1 protein-coding gene is annotated in these 2,550 nt (G+C 69.2%); it reads left to right on the top strand.

The features are described from left to right. On the top strand, nucleotides 1–2,550 hold a 2,550-nt coding region (locus VNR91_RS04775; RefSeq protein ID WP_325489643.1), incomplete at both ends, for an MG2 domain-containing protein.

Raw genomic sequence — 2,550 nt, 5'->3', positions numbered from 1 at the left:
GCCGCCGCTGGTCAAGTTCGCCGCGCTGTTCGGCGTGCTCGAGGCGAGCGAGGGCGGCGTGCTGCCGGTCACCGTGCGCGCGGTCGAGCCGTCGCTGGGCGGACAGATCGCCAGCGTCTCCGGTCAGTCGCTGCGCGTCGACGCCTCCGACGGCGACGTCGCGGCGTGGCTGCGACGGCTGAGCGAGCACGAGGAATCCGATTTCGAGGAGGTCAAGCGCGGCACCGAGACGGTGACGATCAACAACACCGCGTCCAAGCCGCTGATTCCGGCGGGCAAGGGCGCCGCGCTCAACGTCGGCCTGCCCGGCAAGGGCAAGGATTTCGAGGTGGTCGGCGTGCCCCTCAAGCAGCCGGGCTTCTACGTCGTCGAACTGGCCAGCCCGGCGCTCGGCCGCGCGCTGCTCGGCCGCAACGCGCCGCGGTACGTCACGGCGGGCGCGCTGGTCACCAATCTCAGCGTCCATTTCAAATGGGGCCGCGAAGGGTCGCTGGCATGGGTGACGCAGCTCGATTCGGCCAAGCCCGTCGCCGGCGCCGACGTGCGCATCTCCGACAGCTGCACCGGCGCGATCCTCGCGCGCGGCACCAGCGATGCCGAAGGGCGCCTGCTGGTGACGAAGGGGCTGCCCGAACCGCAGACCTATGGCAGCTGCGACAGTGACAGCGCCCACCCGCTGATGATCTCCGCGCGCAAGGCCGGCGATTTCGCGTTCGACCTGACCAGCTGGGGCGACGGCATCCGGCCCTATGACTTCGACCTGCCCTATGGCTGGAGCGAACGGACCGAGGTGGTCCACACCGTGTTCGACCGCGCGCTGGTCCGCCAGGGCGAGACGGTGCACATGAAGCACATCTTCCGCGTGCCCGACGGCACCGGCTTTCGCATGGGCGAGCCGCTGACCGGCACGCTGCGGCTGTCGCATCGCGGCTCCGACACCCAGTTCGACCTGCCGCTCGCGATCGACGCCAACGGCACCGGCGAGAATCAATGGACCGCGCCACAGGGCGCGCCGATGGGCGAATATGATCTGCAGATGATGGTGGGGGACCGTACCATCTACACCGGCCAGTCGTTCAAGGTCGACGAATACCGGCTGCCGACGATGAAGGCGACGGTGTCCGGCCCCAAGGAAGCGGCGGTGCGGCCCAGGACGATGCCGCTCGACCTCTACGCCGGCTATCTGTCCGGCGGCGGGGCGTCGAACCTGCCGGTCGACCTGCGCGTCGGCTATTTCGCGCGCAGCGCCGCGCCCGCCAACTATGATGCGTTCAGCTTTGGCGGGGCGGCGGTGAAGGAGGGCATCCGTCCGCTCAACGGCGACGGCGAGGACGGCGACGAATCGCCGCAGCTTCCGCCCACCCAGTCGCTGCCGCTGACGCTGGGCGGTGACGGAACGGGCAAGGCGACGATCGACGTGCCGACGCTCGACGCCGACACCAACATGCTGGTCGAGATGGATTATCAGGACGCCAACGGTGAAACGCTGACCGCGTCGCGCAGCATCCCGATCTTCGCCTCCGCCGTCCAGCTCGGCGTCAGGAGCGACGGCTGGCTGATGAAGCAGGACGATCTGCGCCTGAAGCTGGTCGCGCTCGATACCGACGGCAAGCCGATCGCCGGCCAGTCGGTCAAGATCGCGCTCTACAGCCGCGAGATCCTGACCGCGCGGCGGCGGCTGATCGGCGGCTTCTATGCCTATGACAATCAGGTGAAGACCACCAAATTGCCGGGCAGTTGTTCCGTCCGCACCGACCGGCTCGGACTGGCCGAATGCCGGATGGAGCCTGGCGTCTCGGGTGAGGTCTATGCCGTCGCCACCACCACCGACGCCAACGGCAATGAGGCGCGCGCGGTCAAATCGGTGTGGCTGGTCGGCGACGACGACTGGTGGTTTGGCGGCGACAACGGCGATCGCATGGACCTGATCGCCGAGCAGCCCGAGTACAAGGCGGGCGAGACCGCCAGGTTCCAGGTGCGGATGCCGTTCCGCAGCGCGACCGCGCTGGTCACGGTCGAGCGCGAGGGCGTGCTGTCGAGCTTCGTCACCCAGCTTTCCGGCACCGATCCGGTGATCGAGGTGCCGATGCCGGGCAGCTATGCCCCGGACGTGTTCGTCAGCGTGATGGCGGTGCGCGGCCGCGTCGGCGGCTGGTCGCTGTGGCTGTCCAACCTCGCCCGCGACTGGGGCCTGCCGTGGTTCAGCCGCGAAGGCGCGCGCCCGACCGCGCTGGTCGATCTCGCCAAGCCGGCCTATCGGCTGGGGATGGCCAAGGTGAAGGTCGGCTGGGAATCGCACCGGCTGGCGATCGACGTGAAGGCCGACAAGGAACGCTATGCCGCGCGCGACACCGCGCAGGTCGATCTGGCGGTGCGCACCCCCGACGGCAAGCCCGCCGCCAGCGCCGATGTCGCCTTCGTCGCGGTCGACGAGGCGCTGCTGCAACTCGCGCCGAATGAGAGCTGGGACGTGATCGGCGCGATGATGGGGGATCGCCCGCTGTCGGTGCTCACCTCGACCGCGCAGATGCAGGTCGTCGGCAAGCGCCA

The organism is Sphingomonas sp., assembly GCF_035555815.1.
Lineage (GTDB): Bacteria > Pseudomonadota > Alphaproteobacteria > Sphingomonadales > Sphingomonadaceae > Sphingomonas.
This window is presented reverse-complemented; position numbering and strand designations above follow the sequence as displayed.